Source organism: Saccharothrix sp. CCNWYY140, assembly GCF_037401995.1.
GTDB lineage: Bacteria > Actinomycetota > Actinomycetes > Mycobacteriales > Pseudonocardiaceae > Actinosynnema.
On the sequence record NZ_JBBEGC010000037.1, the window covers coordinates 17,734 to 31,479 of the forward strand.

General features: G+C 73.4%; 18 protein-coding genes. 13 read left to right on the forward strand and 5 right to left on the reverse strand.

The features are described from left to right. Nucleotides 1-10 precede the first annotated feature (10 nt). On the reverse strand, nucleotides 11-172 hold the full coding sequence (locus WBN91_RS39185; RefSeq protein WP_443217745.1) for a hypothetical protein: 162 nt from the start codon (nucleotides 170-172) through the stop codon (nucleotides 11-13). A gap of 205 nt (nucleotides 173-377) precedes the next feature. Here WBN91_RS39185 and WBN91_RS18390 point away from each other — a divergent pair, with 205 nt between their 5' ends. Genes WBN91_RS18390 through WBN91_RS18425 form a run of 8 tightly spaced genes read left to right on the forward strand, consistent with a single transcriptional unit; the run spans nucleotide 378 to nucleotide 5,053 of the window. Next, entirely contained in the window at nucleotides 378-1,565 is a 1,188-nt protein-coding gene (locus WBN91_RS18390) for an NAD(P)/FAD-dependent oxidoreductase (RefSeq protein WP_337724988.1), read from the forward strand. Nucleotides 1,566-1,576: 11 nt separating this feature from the next. Then, nucleotides 1,577-2,527, forward strand: coding sequence for a sigma-70 family RNA polymerase sigma factor (locus WBN91_RS18395; RefSeq protein WP_337724989.1), 951 nt, complete (start codon nucleotides 1,577-1,579; stop codon nucleotides 2,525-2,527). A 30-nt stretch (nucleotides 2,528-2,557) separates the two neighbouring features. Further along, nucleotides 2,558-2,902, forward strand: a complete 345-nt coding sequence (cmtR, locus tag WBN91_RS18400) for a Cd(II)/Pb(II)-sensing metalloregulatory transcriptional regulator CmtR (protein ID WP_337724990.1) — start codon at nucleotides 2,558-2,560, stop codon at nucleotides 2,900-2,902. Then, complete coding sequence (locus WBN91_RS18405; protein ID WP_337724991.1) at nucleotides 2,899-3,651, forward strand: cation transporter; 753 nt, start codon at nucleotides 2,899-2,901, stop codon at nucleotides 3,649-3,651. The genes cmtR and WBN91_RS18405 overlap by 4 nt, the downstream gene beginning before the upstream one ends. A gap of 53 nt (nucleotides 3,652-3,704) precedes the next feature. Beyond that, nucleotides 3,705-4,046 carry a hypothetical protein gene (locus WBN91_RS18410; protein WP_337724992.1) on the forward strand — a complete coding sequence of 114 codons (342 nt, stop codon included), beginning with the start codon at nucleotides 3,705-3,707 and terminating at the stop codon, nucleotides 4,044-4,046. Then, nucleotides 4,043-4,489, forward strand: a complete 447-nt coding sequence (locus WBN91_RS18415; RefSeq protein ID WP_337724993.1) for a MerR family transcriptional regulator — start codon at nucleotides 4,043-4,045, stop codon at nucleotides 4,487-4,489. Before WBN91_RS18410 ends, WBN91_RS18415 begins: the two co-directional genes overlap by 4 nt. Next, complete coding sequence (locus WBN91_RS18420; protein ID WP_337724994.1) at nucleotides 4,470-4,718, forward strand: hypothetical protein; 249 nt, start codon at nucleotides 4,470-4,472, stop codon at nucleotides 4,716-4,718. The genes WBN91_RS18415 and WBN91_RS18420 overlap by 20 nt, the downstream gene beginning before the upstream one ends. Nucleotides 4,719-4,720: 2 nt before the next feature. Continuing rightward, the gene (locus tag WBN91_RS18425) at nucleotides 4,721-5,053 is read left to right on the forward strand and encodes a YnfA family protein (RefSeq protein ID WP_337724995.1); all 333 of its coding nucleotides are present in this window, start codon (nucleotides 4,721-4,723) and stop codon (nucleotides 5,051-5,053) included. Here the strand turns inward: WBN91_RS18425 and WBN91_RS18430 are convergent. Together WBN91_RS18430 and WBN91_RS18435 are read right to left on the reverse strand one after the other, a co-directional pair. Then, nucleotides 5,050-6,267, reverse strand: coding sequence for an MFS transporter (locus WBN91_RS18430; RefSeq protein ID WP_337724996.1), 1,218 nt, complete (start codon nucleotides 6,265-6,267; stop codon nucleotides 5,050-5,052). The two genes, WBN91_RS18425 and WBN91_RS18430, sit on opposite strands and share 4 nt — an antisense overlap. Beyond that, nucleotides 6,264-7,622, reverse strand: a complete 1,359-nt coding sequence (locus WBN91_RS18435; protein WP_337724997.1) for an MBL fold metallo-hydrolase — start codon at nucleotides 7,620-7,622, stop codon at nucleotides 6,264-6,266. The genes WBN91_RS18430 and WBN91_RS18435 overlap by 4 nt, the downstream gene beginning before the upstream one ends. A 35-nt stretch (nucleotides 7,623-7,657) precedes the next feature. On the opposite strand from WBN91_RS18435, the gene WBN91_RS18440 reads away from it, so the two are divergent. The 3 genes from WBN91_RS18440 to WBN91_RS18450 all read left to right on the forward strand — a co-directional run bounded on the left by WBN91_RS18440 (nucleotide 7,658) and on the right by WBN91_RS18450 (nucleotide 10,277). Next, nucleotides 7,658-8,311: an ArsR/SmtB family transcription factor gene (locus tag WBN91_RS18440; RefSeq protein WP_337724998.1), complete on the forward strand. Its 654-nt coding sequence runs from the start codon at nucleotides 7,658-7,660 to the stop codon at nucleotides 8,309-8,311. Between the two features lie 203 nt (nucleotides 8,312-8,514). After that, a complete protein-coding gene (locus tag WBN91_RS18445; RefSeq protein ID WP_337724999.1) occupies nucleotides 8,515-9,879 on the forward strand; it encodes an EF-hand domain-containing protein in 1,365 nt (454 codons plus the stop codon). A 35-nt stretch (nucleotides 9,880-9,914) separates the two neighbouring features. Further along, nucleotides 9,915-10,277, forward strand: coding sequence for an HNH endonuclease (locus WBN91_RS18450; RefSeq protein ID WP_337725000.1), 363 nt, complete (start codon nucleotides 9,915-9,917; stop codon nucleotides 10,275-10,277). A 15-nt stretch (nucleotides 10,278-10,292) separates the two neighbouring features. Here WBN91_RS18450 and WBN91_RS18455 read toward each other — a convergent pair whose 3' ends face one another. Continuing rightward, a complete protein-coding gene (locus WBN91_RS18455) occupies nucleotides 10,293-10,529 on the reverse strand; it encodes a hypothetical protein (protein WP_337725001.1) in 237 nt (78 codons plus the stop codon). Between the two features lie 149 nt (nucleotides 10,530-10,678). Next, nucleotides 10,679-11,440, reverse strand: a complete 762-nt coding sequence (locus tag WBN91_RS18460; RefSeq protein WP_337725002.1) for a DeoR/GlpR family DNA-binding transcription regulator — start codon at nucleotides 11,438-11,440, stop codon at nucleotides 10,679-10,681. A 170-nt stretch (nucleotides 11,441-11,610) separates the two neighbouring features. Here WBN91_RS18460 and pfkB point away from each other — a divergent pair, with 170 nt between their 5' ends. Together pfkB and mtlA are read left to right on the forward strand one after the other, a co-directional pair. Continuing rightward, the gene (pfkB, locus tag WBN91_RS18465; protein WP_337725003.1) at nucleotides 11,611-12,546 is read left to right on the forward strand and encodes a 1-phosphofructokinase; all 936 of its coding nucleotides are present in this window, start codon (nucleotides 11,611-11,613) and stop codon (nucleotides 12,544-12,546) included. 73 nt (nucleotides 12,547-12,619) lie between these two features. Beyond that, nucleotides 12,620-13,732, forward strand: coding sequence for a mannitol-specific PTS transporter subunit IIC (gene mtlA / locus WBN91_RS18470; RefSeq protein WP_337725004.1), 1,113 nt, complete (start codon nucleotides 12,620-12,622; stop codon nucleotides 13,730-13,732). Nucleotides 13,733-13,746: the final 14 nt, after the last annotated feature.

Sequence of the window (13,746 nt, forward strand, 5' to 3'; positions counted from 1 at the left end):
GCCCTGACGGTCACTCGGGTTTCGGGCCGGGTGCCCAGGCGATGAGGTTCCAGAACAGGGCGCCCAGGATGACCACGCCCAGCATGCCGCCGACGACCCAGTGCGCCTGGTCGTTGTCGGCCAGGGCGGCGTCGACGACTCGGCCGTTCTCCAGGTCGTAGCGGACCGTCACGTGGTCGCCCGGGTTGAGGGCCGGGCCGTTCTCCGACAGGTCCGCGACTTGCTCGACTCCCCACCAACGCCTCCTCCTCCCACGACATCGCCGCGCCGCGGACGAGTGCGACGACTGGTGTGACCCACGACACACGCGGTTCCTGTCAGGAATCGGAGGGCTGTCCCGCTCAACCTCCGACAACCAAGCGAACAGGAGCGACAGGATGAAGCACCGCATCGTCGTCCTCGGCGCCGGCTACGCCGGGGCCTACGTGGCCGGGAACCTGGCCCGCCGGCTGTCCCCGGAAGACGCCGAAGTCACTGTGGTCAACGCCGAACCCGACTTCGTTCAGCGGCTGCGGCTGCACCAGCTCGTGGCGGGGCAGGACATCGCGGCGCCGAAGCTCGTCGACGTCTTCGCGGGCACCGGTGTCCGGGTGCGCCTGGCCCGGGTCACCAGCGTGGATCCCGAGCGGCAGGTGGTTGCGGTGGCCGACGCGGAGGGTGGCGGTGAACTCGGGTACGACACGCTCGTCTACGCGCTGGGCAGCCACGGCGACGATCGCGGTGTCCCCGGTGTGGCCGAGCACGCCTTCGACGTCGCCGCCCGGCCCTCGGCGCTGCGCGTGCGCGACCGGCTGGACGCGTTGAACGGGCGGGGGAGCGTGGTGGTCGTCGGTGACGGGTTGACCGGCATCGAGACCGCCACCGAGATCGCCGAGTCCCGGCCCGGCCTGTCGGTGGCGCTGGTCGCCCGCGGCGAGCTGGGGGCACGGCTGTCCGCCGGAGCCCGCGCCCACCTGCGCCGGGCCTGCGACCGGCTGGGCGTCACCGTTGTGGAGCACACCGAGGTCGAAGCCGTCGAAGCCGACCGCGTGCTGTGCGCCGACGGTTCGGTCCTGGCGTCCGACGCGACCGTGTGGACCGCCGGGTTCGCGGTCGGCCGTGTCGCCGCCGCGAGCGGGTTGGAGGTCACCGACGACGGTCGGGTCGTCGTCGACCGCACCATGCGGTCGGTCTCGCACCCGAACGTCTACGCCGCCGGCGACAGCGCCCACGCCCTCGGCGACAACGGCCGACCGCTGCCGATGTCCTGCGCCTCGGCCGGCTACACCGGTCGGCAGGCCGTGGACGCGATCGTGGCGCGCCTGACCGGCGGCAAGATCGCCTCCACCAAGCTGGAGTACGTGGGCAACCACATCAGCCTCGGGCGGCGGGACGGGATCCTGCAACTGGTCGACGCCGAGGGGCAGGCGAAGGCCAAGTTCTGGGGCGGTCGCGGTGCCGCGCGCCTCAAGGCCGGCATCCTCGGGATGTCGCTGTGGGCCACTTCGCACCCGACCTTCATGCTGCCCAAGCGCAAGCACCGCCTGGCCGTGCCGGAGCGGCAGCGGGCGGCCGTGAGCGCTTAGGGTCCTGACGCGTGGACACCGCCGCCGATCGCTTCGACATCGGTCGCTTCGAGGCCGGCCGCACCCGGCTGGCCTCGTTGGCGTACCGGCTGCTGGGCTCCGCCGCCGACGCCGAGGACGTCGTGCAGGACGCGTTCCTGCACTGGCAGGCCGCCGACCGGGCGCTGGTCCGGGTGCCGGAAGCGTGGCTGACCAAGGTCGTCACGAACCTGTGCCTGGACCGGCTGCGCTCGGCCCGGGTCCGCCGGGAACGCGCCGCCGGCGCGTGGCTGCCCGAACCGCTCCTCGACGGCGACCCGATGCTCGGCCCCGCCGAGACCGTCGAGCAACGCGCGTCGGTGTCCCTGGCCGTGCTGATGCTCCTGGAGCGCCTGTCACCCGTCGAACGGGCCGTCTACGTCCTGCGGGAGGCGTTCTCCCACAGCCACGCGGAGATCGCCGAGATCCTGGACATCACCGAGTCGGCCAGCCAGCAGCACTTCCACCGGGCCAAGCGGCGCGTCACCGCCGACCGCCCCCGCGGCGGCGAGGTGGACCCGGCGTCGGCCCGCCGGATCGTCGAGGAGTTCCTGGCCGCCGCCTCCTCCGGCCGCACGGACCGGCTGGTGGCGCTGCTGACCGACGACGCGACCGCGATCTCCGACGGCGCCGGCCTGGCCAAGACCCTGCTCCGGTTCGACACCCCGCGCCGCATCGCCGCCATCGTCCGCGCCGGCTTCACGCCGACCCCCGCCAAGCGCCGACTCGCCGGCGGGACGCCCTCGATCCACTATGCGCTGGTCAACGGCGCCCCGGCCATCCTGTTCGTGGTGGGGGACAAGGTCGTGGGCGCGGTGACGTTCGACCTGGCCCACGGCCGGATCGCCACCGTGCGGGGCATCGCCGCCCCGGCCCGCCTCGGCCGGCTCGCCGAGTCCTGGCGGCGGCACGACCCCGATCCGCCGCTCATCGCACAGTGGTGAGGGTTCAGCCACTGCTGTACTGTTCCTCGCGTGCTGAAGTGTGAGACGCGGGAGGACGCGCTGGCCCGACTCGGCCGGGCGCTGGCCGACCCGACCCGGTGCCGCATCCTGGTCGCCCTGCTCGACGGGGTGAGCTACCCCGCGAAACTCGCCGAGCACCTCGGCCTCACCCGCTCCAACGTCTCCAACCACCTCTCCTGCCTGCGCGGCTGCGGCTTGGTGGTCGCGACCTACGAGGGCCGCCAGGTCCGCTACGCGCTGGCCGACGCCCACCTCGCGCGGGCGTTGAGCGAGTTGGTCAAGGTCGTGCTCGCCGTGGACACCGCCGAACCCTGCCTGGACGACGAGCCGGCCACCGCGGGTGCGGTCCGATGAGCACCGAACCCCACCGGACCACTCGGCCCCGGCCGCTCAACGTTCCGGTGACCGCCGAACTCCGGCGGCTCGACCTGCCGCTGAGCACCGAACCCCAGCAGCTCGACGCCTGCGGGGACGGCTGCTGCGCCCCGCCGGCCACGACCGGCCCGGAGCCGGCGCGTCGGGCGGTGCTCACCCGCCGGGTGCGGCTGCTGGTGGCCGCGACCATCACCTACAACGTGGTCGAGGCCGTGGTGGCGCTGGTCGCCGGGTCGATCGCCTCCTCCACCGCGCTGATCGGGTTCGGGCTGGACTCGGTGATCGAGGTCGCCTCGGCGGTCGCGGTGGCCTGGCAGTTCTCCGGCGCGGACCCCGAAGCGCGCGAGCGCACGGCGTTGAAGGTCATCGCGGTGTCGTTCTTCGCGCTGGCCGCGTGCGTCACCGTCGAGTCGGTGCGGTCCCTGGTGGGCGGGGAGTCGGCCGACCACTCCACGGTGGGCATCGTGCTGGCGGCGGTGTCGTTGCTGGTCATGCCGTTCCTGTCGCACGCGCAGCGCCGGGCGGGGCGGGAGTTGGGCTCGGCCGGCGCGGTCGCGGACTCCAAGCAGACGCTGCTGTGCACCTACCTGTCCGGCGTGCTGCTGGTCGGGCTGGTGCTCAACTCGCTGTTCGGCTGGTCGTGGGCCGACCCGGTGGTCGCCCTGGCCATCGCCGCCGTCGCGGTGAAGGAAGGTCGCGAGGCCTGGCGCGGCGACCACTGCTGCTGATCCGACCAGTCGGGCTTGCACCCTGTACCCGGGTACAGGCTTACCGTTGGTCCATGAGCACAGAAGCGCTGTCCTGGACGCCGCTCACCGTGGCCGCCTGCACGCTGCCGACCGCCGAACAACCCTTGCGGGAGAAGGAGTTCGACGACCTCTTCGCCGCCTCCGCGCGCTCGGTCCGGCGGCTCGACCCGACCGGCGTGCGGGTGGACCTCGACCCCACGCCCGAGGTCGCCGCCCGCGCCGCGGACCTGATGGCGCGCGAGACGGGGTGCTGCTCGTTCTTCACCTTCGCGCTCACCGCGACCGGCGACGGCCTCCACCTGGACATCCGCGTGCCGGACAGCCAGACCGCCGTGCTGGAGGCGCTCGCGGCCCGCGCCGAGGCCGTGTCGTGACCGCGCTGCGCAGCGGGCAGCTCGCCGACGCGGCGGGCGTGAACCCGCAGACGCTGCGGTACTACGAGCGCATCGGCCTGCTCACCCCGGCCGAGCGGACCCTGGGCGGCCACCGCCTGTACGCGCCGGAGGCGGTCACGGCGCTGCGCGTGATCAAGGCGGCGCAGCGCCTGGGGTTCAGCCTGGACGAGATCGCCGACCTGCTCGACCTGGGCGCCCACCGCCACGGCCGTCGGGAACCGGGCCTGCCCGAGCGCGCCGCCGCGAAGCTCGCCGAGGTGGAGGCCAAGATCGACGACCTCGGCGTCATCCGGGACACCCTCCGGCGCGCCCTCGACGCGGGCTGCGACGACCTGCTGGCCTGCGCCCAGCGACCCGGGTGCCCGCTGCCCTTCACCGACCTGGCCGACGAGGGGAACACCCGTGGCGACGTGTGCTGCTGACCGGCGCCGCACCGGCCTGTGGTGGTTCACCGGGGCCGCCTGCCTGCTGTGCTGCCTCGGGCCGATCCTCGCCGCCGTGGGCGCGGCCGGGGTGCTCACCGCAGGTCTGGGGCAGTTCGTCATCGGCCTGGCCGTCGCCGCGCTCGCCGCGTTCGGCCGGCTGCTCACCCGCCGCCGCAAGTGCTCGGCCACGTGCGCCTGCGGCCAGGCGACCGCACTACCGTCCTGACCATGACCGTGCTGCGCTCGATCGTGCTGTTCGTCCTGGCCGCGCTCGCCGAGATCGGTGGGGCCTGGCTGGTGTGGCAGGGCGTGCGCGAGCACCGGGGTCTGCTGTGGATCGCCGCCGGCGTGCTGTCGCTGGGCGCGTACGGGTTCGTGGCGACGTTCCAGCCCGACGCCCACTTCGGCCGCATCCTGGCCGCGTACGGCGGTGTGTTCGTCGCCGGCTCGCTGGCCTGGGGAGTGGTGGTCGACAAGTTCCGCCCGGACGGGTGGGACTACGTCGGCGCGGCGATCTGCCTGCTCGGCGTGGCCGTGATCATGTACGCGCCGCGCTCCTAGCCCCGCCGGGGGTGCGTCTCGTACATCCGGACCGCGACGAGCAGACCCGAGGCGGCGGTCACGGCGGCAACGACCCAGACCGCGGCGCGCAACCCGTACCGGTCGGCCACCAACCCCGCCAGCAGCGCGCCCACGGCGAAGCCGCCGTCGCGCCACAGCCGGTAGACGCCGACCGCGCGGGCGCGCCACGCCGGGTGGGCGACGTCGCCGACGACGGCCAGCAGGGTCGGGTAGACCATCGCGGTGCCGACGCCGAGCAGTGCGGCGGCGACCGCCCAGACCGCGAAACTCTGGCCCACGGCGACGAGTGCGAGTGCGGCGGCCTGGGTGAGCATCCCGGCGGTGATGAGGTGTTTACGCCCCCACCGGTCCGACAGCGGGCCGGTAACCAGTTGCCCGAGTCCCCAGACCGCGGGGTAGAGGGCGGCCAGCACGCCGATCCGGCCCAGCGACAGGCCGGCGGTGGCGAACAGGACCGGGAACAGGCCCCAGGCGAGCCCGTCGTTGAGGTTGTTGACCATGCCGGTCTGGCACGCGGTGGACAGCGCGGGTTCGCGGAAACTGGTGTGCGCCACCACCTTCCGGCGGGCGTCGGTGTGACCGCGGGCTTCGAGGCGGGCGTGCTCGCGGGTGTCGCGGACCAGCAGCACCGAGAGCCCGAGGCCGAGGGCGGCGTAGGACAGGCCCAGCAGGAACGGCGCCGGGCGCAGGCCGTAGCGTGCCGCGAGGTAGCCGGTGGCCAGCGCGGTGACCGCGACGGCGAGGTAGCCCGCGGCCTCGTTGAGGCCCATCGCCAGGCCGCGGCGGTCGGGGCCGGCCAGGTCGATCTTCATGATCACCGTGGTGGACCAGGTCAGGCCCTGGTTGACCCCCAGCAGCACGTTCGCGGCCACCACCCACCCCCAGTGCGGTGCCCAGATCAGCAGCAGCGGCACGGGGATCGCGACCAGCCACCCGACCACCAGCACGGGTTTGCGGCCCACCCGGTCCGACCACGCGCCGGCCACGTAGTTGGTCGCCGCCTTGGTGAGCCCGAAGGCGACGATGTAGGTCAGGGCGGCGGTGTGGGCGTCGAGGTGGAAGACGCGGTCGGCCAGCAGCGGCAGGACCGTGCGCTCCTGGCCCAACGTCCCGCCGACCAGGGCGTTGACCGCCACGAGCAGGCTGAACTGGGCGAGGTTGGCGCGCAGTCCGAGCTTCGGCGCGGTGGTCACGACCCGGTCGCCAGGGCGCCGCCGGTCGCGTCGGCCCACTCGCGCGGACCCCCGGCGAGCACGGCGACGTCGCGGAGCCCGGCGCGTTCGAGCAGGCTCGCCGCACCCAGCGCCCGCTCGCCGTGACCGCACATCACCACCGTGGGCTCGTCGGGCAGGTCGGCGACACGTGCGGGCAGCTCGCCCAGTTCGACGTGGTCCGCGCCGGGCAGGTGCCCGCCCGCGTACTCGGCCCGCTGCCGCACGTCGAGCACCCGCACGCCCTCGACCTCCCGCGGGGACACCAGCCGGGTGGCGCTGGTCGGCTGCCCGGCCGCGACCCACCCGTCCAGGCCGACCAGCTCCCCGGCGAGGTTGTCGTAGCCGATCTTCAGGGCCTGCCACAGGACCTCGTCCGGGTCTTGGTCCGGGTCGCGCACGACCACCAGCGGCCGGTCCGGCGGGGCCAGCCAGCCCAGCCAACTGGCGAACACCGGGCGCAGCGGGATCGACAGCGACCCAGGCACGTGGGCCGCCGCGTACCGGGCCAACGGCCGCACGTCCACGACTTGTCCGCCGTCGGCCAGCAGCGCTTTCGTCGCGGCCACGGTCAGCGGGGGCAACGCGGGGGAGTGGTCGAGCAGGGCCGGTCCGAGCCGGTTGGCCTCGCCCAACCACTGGAAGTAGGTCGGGTAGCTGCCCAGCGGGCCGAGCAGCGCGGCGACGAACTCGTCCTCGTCGGCCACGGCCAGCAGCGGGTTGGTCGCCTTCTCGCGGCCGATGGTGCTCACCCGGTCGCCGCCGGCGGGCGCGGCGCAGAACGACCCGCCGCCGTGCGTCGGCCACACCGCGACCTCGTCCGGCAGCGCGGCCAGCCGGCGCAGCGAGGCGTACTGGGCACGGGCGAGCTCCTCGGTCCGGTCCGGCGCGACCAGGTCGGTGCGGGCAGCCGAGCCGACCAGCAGCGAACCGCCGGTGAACACGCCCAGCGGGCGCGGGCCGTCGGACAGCAGCAGGGACAGGTGCTCGTGCGTGTGGCCGGGGGTGGCGAGCGCGCGCAGGGTCAGCCCGCCCAGGTCCACTTCGTCGCCGTCGTGCAGGCCCTGGTGGTCGAACTCCCGCGCGCCCGCGGCCGACGCCAGCACCCGGGCACCTCGGGTGGAGGCGAGTTGGCGCGCGCCGGAGAGGAAGTCGGCGTGCAGGTGGGTGTCCGCGGCGAAGGCCGGCACCAGCCCGCGCCGCGCGGCCTCGCGCTCGACCGCGCGCAGGTCACGGCTGACGTCCACGGCCAACGCCCGTCCGTCGCCCAGGTCGACGAGGTAGGCCGAGTTGCCCAGCCCTTCGTCGACCAGCCCGACGATCTGTGCTCCGGTCATGGCTCTACACTATTCCAAAGATTAGTGGAGGAAGCATGGGGGACCGTGAGGCCAAGTCCGCGTTGTACGAGCAGTTCGCCCGGGTCGGCAAGGGGCTGGCCAGCGGCAAGCGACTGGAACTGCTGGACCTGCTGGCGCAGGGCGAGCGCACGGTGGAGGCACTGGCCCGCACCGCAGGCCTGGGCCTGACCACCGCGTCCGCGCACCTCCAGACCCTCCGGCAGGCCGGCCTGGTGGCGACCCGCCGCGCCGGCACCAAGATCCACTACAGGCTGTCCGGCGAGGACGTGGCCGCGCTGCTCGCGCTCGTGCGCCGGGTGGCCAACGACCACCTGCCCGACGTCGAGGCCGCCCGCGCGACCTACCTGGGTTCGGCCACCGACGAGGTCACCCGCGAGGAGCTGCTCGAGCGCGTGCGGTCCGGCGAGGTGACCGTGCTGGACGTGCGCCCGGCCGAGGAGTACGCGGCCGGCCACATCCCCGGCGCACTCGGCATCCCGCTGGAGGAGCTGCCCGCCCGCCTCGCCGAGCTGCCCCCGGATCGCGAGGTCGTCGCCTACTGCCGTGGCGCGTACTGCGTGCTGGCCCACGACGCCGTCCGCTACCTCGCCGGCCAGGGCCGCCCGGCCCGCCGCCTGGAGGACGGTCTGCTGGAGTGGCGCCTGGCCAACCTCCCGCTCGCGGTCTGACGATCCGGGGCGGATGCCGGCCGCGCCTGTGGAACCCGGCGCGGCCATCGCCCCGCCTGTGGAACCCGGCGCGGCGATCGCCCCGCCTTCCTGCGGACTCGCGGCCGACCTGGACGGCACATCCGGGTGAACCGGCCGCCGAGATGTTCCGGCGGCGGTGGTGGGGGCACTAACGTCTGGCGGCTCACGGGTGGAGGTGTCGCATGGCCGGGGAGCTGGGGCCGGGGTCCGCCGCCTGGGAGCGGTTGGGGGAGTGGCGGTTCCTGTTGGTGATGCACCGGATGCTGGTCCTCCAGGCCGCGCACCCGGCGATCGGCGCGGCGGTGAGCCGGTTCTCGGTGTACAACGCGCGGCCGTGGCGCAGGTTGTTCCGGACCCTGGAGAGCCTGCACACCTACGTCTACGGCAGTGCCGCCGAGCAGCGCCGCGAGCTGGACCGGCTGGACCGCCTGCACCGGCGGATGCGCGGGACCGACGACCGCGGCCGGGTGTTCTCCGCCGAGGAGACGGGGGCGCGGGCGTGGGTGCACCTGACGCTGTTCGAAGCGGTGGTCACCATGCAGCGGTTGGCCGGCGATCCGCTGTCGCCGGCGGAGACCGAGCGGTTCTACGCGGAGTGGCGGGCGGTGGGCCGGTTGTTCGGTCTGTCCGAAGAGGACGTTCCCGCCACGCCCGCCGAGTTCGACGCCTACTTCGACCGCATGGTCGGAGAGGTGCTGGAGGACAACGCCACCGTGCGGGACCTGCTGTCCGGCAGCATCCACCGCCTCCCGCCGCCGCCCGGTGTGCCGATCCCCGCGCTGGTCTGGGCGCCCGTGCGCTACCTCGTGGTGTCCACCTTCGTGCAGGCCACGGTCGCGACGCTGCCGGAGGTGTACCGCGAACGTTTGCGGCTGACCGTGGTGCCCGGCGCGGACCTGCTCGTGGGCGGTGTGCACCAAGCGGTTCGCCTGGCGGTGGGCGTGCTGCCGAAGGCGTGGCGGTACATGCCGCCGGCCGCCGCGTCGGTGCGGGCCGCCGCCGTCCCGCGCCGTGAGCGGGACGCGCCGACCCCGGAGTCCTTCTTCACCACCGTGCTCGACCAGACCGGCGACGGCGTGCTGCGGTGGAGCGATCTGCTGGCGATGGCCCGCGAGGTCAGCACGCACTTCGACCTGGACGAGAACGACGAGACCGCCGTCCACGACGCCTTCGAGTCGTGGTGGGACGACCTGCGCGAGGTCACCGGCACACCCCGGGACGGCGCGGTGACCTTCGCCCTGTACCGCCAGGCCGTGGCCGAAGACCGCTACCCCGGCGAACCCGACCCCGAACGCGGGTACGGCGCGGTGGCGGCGGTCCTGCGGCACTTGGTGGACCGCGACGACAACGGCGAGGTGCACCGCCCCGAGTACGCCCGCCTGCTCGACCACAGCCCCCGCCGCCACGAACTCGTCGCGGCACTGCGCGACCTGGACCGCGACGGCGACGGCACCCTGCACAGCGACGAGTTCGAGGCCTCCCTGCGCGACTTCCTGACCGGCCACCAAGACCTCCCCGCCGCCCGCCTCCTGCTCGGCCGCCTGTGATCCACTGGAACACGGGAAAGGCGTAGGGTCCACGCATGGCGGTGGGTGGCAGCAGGAGGGTGCGCGCCGCGCGCAAGCGGAAGCGCCGGATGGAACGCGCCGAGAACGACCTCAGCCCGACGGAGTGGACCGCCCTGAAGACAGCGTGGGGCGGCTGCGCCTACTGCGGGGCCACCGGCACACCCCTCCAGAAGGACTGCGTGCAGGCACTGTCCCGCGGCGGCCGGTACACCCTGGACAACATCGTGCCCGCCTGCGGCTCGTGCAACGCGAGCAAGTGCAACGCCGAGGTCACCGGCTGGCTGCGCCGCAAACGGCTGGACGAACGGGCGTTCCTCCAGCGACTCGTGGAGGTCAACGCGGAAATGGCCCTGCGCTTCGGCAGTGAGGCGAGCTGACGCCCCAACCCGAGGTCACTTGCCCGCCAAGGCGTCCTCCAAGCGTTGCCGGAAGTCCGAGGGCAGGGTGCCGTTGTTGCGCAACGCTTCGTCGAACCCCTCCCGCAGCACGGCACTCACGCGGTAGTAGTGCGGGGTGACGGGACGGAGTTCGGCGTTCTCGATCGCTTCCCTCAGGTCCTTGGCGTAGGGGTACAGCGCCGGCAGCGCGGCCTCGCCCTCCGCGGACGCGGTCGGGCCGGGGCGGACCACGGGGATGCCCGCGTCCGCGACCCGGCCGAGCAGTTCGGGCCACGAGGGCGCGATCCGCTCCCCAGGCAGCCCGGAGCACGCCGGCCAAGGCCAGCAGGTTCTGTCGTGCCTCTCTGCGTCGTGCGAACAGGCGAATAGGCGGATAGCGGTTAGACCAGGACGAGGGCCGGTCCGGCGGCTTGGAGTTCCTCCGCCACCGCCGCGTCGACGCCGGTGTCGGTGATGAGGGTGTCGATGTCGGTCAGGTCGGCGAAGCGGGCGAAGTAGTCGTTGCCGATCTTGGTGTGGTCGGCCAGGAGGACCGCGCGGCGGGCCGCGCCGATGGCCGCCGTCTTGACCATCGCCTCGGCCTGGTCGGGGGTGGTCAGGCCGCGTTCGAGGGACAGGCCGTTGGTGGCCATGAAAGCGACCTCGACGAAGGTGTCCCGCAGTGCCTGCAACGCCCACGTGTCGACCGAGGCCAGCGTGCGGCTGCGCAGTCGGCCGCCGACCAGCATCACCGTCAGGTTGGGGCGGTTGGCCAGCAGCAGCGCGATGTTCACCGAGTGGGTGACCACGGTCAGTTCCCGGTCCAGCGGCAGCAGGTCGGCCATCTTCGCGGTCGTGGTGCCGGCGTCGAGCAGGATCGTGCCCTCCTCGGGCAGCAGTGCCAGCGCGGCCTTCGCGATCCGCTCCTTCTCGGCGGTCATCACGCCCTCGCGCGCGGCGATGGCGGGCTCGAAACCCAGTCGCTCCACCGGGATGGCCCCGCCGTGCACCCGGCGCAGCAGGCCGTGCCGCTCCAGGGTGGTCAGGTCGCGGCGGATGGTCTCGGTGGTGACGGCGAACTCCTCGGCCAGCGCGGCGACGTCGACCCGGCCCTTGGCCCTGGCCCGGTCGAGGATGACCTGTTGGCGCTCCTCCGCGTACATGGCTGCCCCTCGCTGCGTCGCTGGCCGGCGTGGCTCAGCTTATCCATGTGGGTTCGTGTGGGTTCTCCAGCGTACTCGCAGGAACTTTCGAAGCAGCTCTTGCGATACCCACACAAACACATCTAATCTCACTCAAACCAAACCGCTCCTGACCCGCCGAGGTGGTGGACGTGTTCCTGACCGTGACGGCCAACCCGAGCGTGGACCGCACCGTCGAGGTCGCCCGGCTGACCAGGGGCGAGCTGCACCGGGCCGCCGCCGTGCACGTCCAGCCCGGTGGCAAGGGCATCAACGTCGCCCGCGCCCTGGTGCGCAACGGCCACCAGGCCCGCGCCGTGGTCCCGGCCGGCGGACCGGAGGGCGACCAGCTCATCCGGCTGCTGACCGGGTACCGCGTCGAGGTCGTGCGCGTCGAGGTGCTCGGACCGGTGCGCAGCAACATCACCGTGGTCGAGCCGGACGCGACGGTGACGAAGATCAACGAGGCCGGGGCCCGGCTGACCGCCGCCGAGCTGGAGTCCTTCCTCGGGGCGGTGCTCGACCACGCCCCCGGGGTGGACTGGGTGGTCGCGGCGGGCAGCCTGCCGCCGGGGGTGCCCGACGAGTTCTACGCCGACCTGATCCACCGCCTCGCCCCGATCGGGGTGGAGGTGGCGGTGGACACCAGCGGCGCCGCGCTGCCGGCCGCGGTCAAGGCCGGGCCGGCGCTGGTGAAACCCAACCTGGAGGAACTGGCCGAGGTGGTCGACCGTCCACTGCGGACGCTGCGGGAGGTGGTCGACGCGGCGGGGGAGCTGCGGGCCCGCGGCGCCGGGGCGGTGCTGGCCAGCCTCGGCGGGCACGGCGCCGTGCTGGTCGACGGCGACGGTACCTGGCACGCCGAGGCGCGGGCGCAGGCCCGCAGCTCGGTCGGCGCCGGGGACGCGCTGCTCGCCGGGTTCCTCTCCGCCGGCGGGCACGGCCCGTCCGCCCTGGCCGCGGGCGTCGCCTGGGGGGCGGCGGCCGTGTCGTTGCCCGGCAGCACCATGCCGGGCCCGGAAGAAGTGCGCGCACACCGGGTGGTGGTGCACCCGGACGTCGAGTGGGAACGCCGGATCGACACCTGATCCGCCGGTCCCGAACCCCAGGCGGTCCGCCGCCGGCTCCCCCGTCCCGACAGCACGAGTGGAAGTGTCAACGATGACGAGCCACAACACCGAGGTCACCGACACACCGTCCCCCGCCCGCCGCGCCCGGGTCGCCGTCCAGCGCTTCGGCGGCCACCTCGCCGCGATGGTCATGCCCAACATCGGCGCGTTCATCGCGTGGGGCCTGATCACCGCGGTGGTCATCCCCACCGGCTGGATCCCCAACGCCACGGTCGCCGAACTCGTCGGGCCGATGATCAAATTCCTGCTGCCGACCCTCATCGGCTACACCGGCGGCCGGCTCGTGCACGGGCAGCGCGGCGCGGTGGTCGGCGCGATCGCCACGTTCGGCGTGATCGTCGGCGCGGACATCCCGATGTTCCTGGGCGCGATGGTCGTCGGCCCGCTGGGCGGCTACCTGATCAAGCTGTGGGACGAGAAGGTCGGCGTGCGGACCGCGCCCGGCTTCAAGATGCTCGTCGACAACTTCAGCGCGGGCATCATCGGCGGCGCGCTCGCGGTGCTGAGCATGTTCTCCATCGGCCCGGTGGTCCAGTCGATCACCAAGGCGCTGGGCAGCGGTGTGCAGTGGCTGCTCGACGTCGGTGTGCTCCCGCTGGCCTCGGTCATCGTCGAACCGGCCAAGATCCTGTTCCTCAACAACGCCATCAACCACGGCGTGCTCAGCCCGCTGGGCGTGGCCGAGGCGCTGGAGCACGGCAAGGCCATCCACTTCCTCATCGAGACCAACCCCGGTCCGGGCCTGGGCGTGCTGGCCGCCCTGACCCTGTTCGGCCCGCGCGCGGCCCGCGCCACCGCGCCCGGCGCGATCGTCATCCACTTCCTCGGCGGCATCCACGAGATCTACTTCCCGTACGTGCTGGCCAACCCGAAGCTGCTGCTGTCGGTCATCGCGGGCGGCGCGACCGGCGTGCTGACCTTCAGCGTGTTCGACGCGGGCCTGGTGGCGACGCCGTCGCCGGGCAGCATCATCGCGCTGATGGCCGTGACGCCGAAGGGTTCGCACCTCGGGGTGATCGCAGGCGTGGTGGCCGCCGCCGTGGTCGCGTTCGTGGTCGCCGCGGCCCTGTTGAAGTTCGGCCGGGACGCCCGCCGCGAGGAACGTGAGCAGCAGGTTGGCAACGGCGGCGTGGTCGCCGCCTGATCGAAGGGTCGAGG